This is a genomic window from Phormidesmis sp. 146-12 (assembly GCF_052939495.1).
Map to the genome: position 1 here is coordinate 1 of NZ_JBJPHS010000254.1, position 1,228 is coordinate 1,228.

The 1,228-nt window shown below is 49.0% G+C and carries 1 protein-coding gene; it reads right to left on the minus strand.

Annotated features, from left to right (window positions below; genetic code table 11):
• Positions 1–79: 79 nt before the first annotated feature.
• Positions 80–922: a DUF4394 domain-containing protein gene (locus tag ACKFKF_RS35075; protein WP_446871948.1), complete on the minus strand. Its 843-nt coding sequence runs from the start codon at positions 920–922 to the stop codon at positions 80–82.
• Between the last annotated feature and the right edge of the window lie 306 nt (positions 923–1,228).

The window sequence follows — 1,228 nt, forward strand, 5'->3', positions numbered from 1 at the left end:
TTCGGACTTTCATTGGCGATTCACACCCAGATTCAGCAATGCCGTTCATCCCTCATCCCTCATCCCTCATCCCTCATCCTCAATTCGACATTGGAAGCGCTGTCAACCCTATCAATTTCATTCCACGAGCGTTCCCGACGGTTGTAGCGGCACCCGTTGAAAGATTAATTGTGTACAGCGTGGAATTGGCGACAGCAAAGGCAGTATTGACCCCTGCACGCGGTGAGAAGATTTCAAACCCAGCAACCGTGTTGAAGTTAACGCCTAGAGCACCGATCGTTCTAAGCGTGCCATCATTGGGCGGGTTTTGCAGGACGAGAACATCGCGGCGAGAATCGATGTCAAACAGTTGAGTGGTGCGCGTTGGAGGCATAACTCCGGTTGGTGAAGGCGGCCCCGGAAAAGCATTGGTGTAAGACACGGCACCCACACGCGGCTGACTCTTTGCATTGGGGTCATCTTGAGCATAGTTTAACGGCTTGTCTACCATCACCATGCCGCTGTCTACATTGATGCGGAGATTTTGTCCATCTGCATTGACGACGCGCAGCAGATCGGGCACCGGATTGAAGTTGATCGCAGTGCTAAACCCTGGCTTAAAGGGAATCGACAGCGTGCTGATCAGTTTCGTTTCTCCAGTTGTGGGATTGATGGTGTAAACTTGGCTGCGGTTTGTCAGACCGTAGAGTAGCCCGTTGGAGGGACGCACATCAATGCCAATCAAAGTCCCGGCGATTCCTTGAACTTGTAGACTCTTACTTTTAGTCGGGTTATTGGGGTTAAAAGAGACGAGCGTGTTTTTGGCAGCCAGACCCACTAGCTGAACGTTAGGTAGATTGGTGGATTGAGCGCGATCGGTCATTGCCAAAACAGCCGTCAAACTTGATGCTGTGATAGCGATCGCAGGGGTGAGGCGTTTCATCAGTCATCCTCCCGTGTTGGGTAAGGGTTCGCTGACTTGTCCGCTCAGAAGTCTGTAGTAGATCTCGATCGAGCTTCTTCTTTACAATTCCTTTAATCTATGGCTAGACTTTTTGAAGTTTGAGTAAAGGATCAGTGAATTTTGTTGACAGAAATGAAGTTTTTTCTCTTGTTCGATGTCCCAAACAGGCTTTTCAGATCAGTGAGGCATTAGAAACTGGGACAATGTTTCGCAAAAATTTAGTTAATCTTGCGGCGTTGTTGCATAAAGAGGGGTTGCGGAGGGTAGAGACATGGTAAGTTTCAA

What these genes read in the sequence shown, in the direction of transcription:
- ACKFKF_RS35075 (WP_446871948.1), bottom strand. Translation starts at nt 922, where the DNA reads ATGAAACGCCTCACCCCTGCGATCGCTATCACAGCATCAAGTTTGACG.